This is a genomic window from Gilvimarinus sp. 1_MG-2023 (assembly GCF_030548285.1).
The window spans coordinates 1-319 of sequence record NZ_JAUOSC010000596.1; the positions used below are offsets into that span (position 1 = coordinate 1).

General features: G+C 62.1%; 1 protein-coding gene. It reads left to right on the forward strand.

Going from position 1 to position 319, the window contains the following annotated elements:
* Nucleotides 1-4 precede the first annotated feature (4 nt).
* The coding region (locus Q4563_RS18245; RefSeq protein WP_303605512.1) for an insulinase family protein at nt 5-319 on the forward strand (315 nt) is incomplete at its 3' end.

Genomic DNA, 319 nt, shown 5'->3' on the forward strand with positions numbered 1-319 from the left:
TTCCATGCTCAAACCCGCTTCTGCTCCACCGTCTGCCGTCGTCTCTGACTGCAATGACGCCACTCCCTGGAACTGCCGGGAAGACGGGGACACCAGTCCTATTGTCAGCCCGTCAGACCCGTTCAAGTATGAATACGTCCAGCTCGACAATGGCCTGCGTGTCCTGCTGGTATCCACGCCCGGTACCGACAAGGCCGCCGCCGCCATGACCGTCGCCACTGGCAGTGGTGACGACCCTGACGGTCGCGAAGGTCTGGCGCATTTCCTGGAGCACATGCTGTTCCTGGGCACCGAGCCTTACCCGGAAGCGGGGGAATAC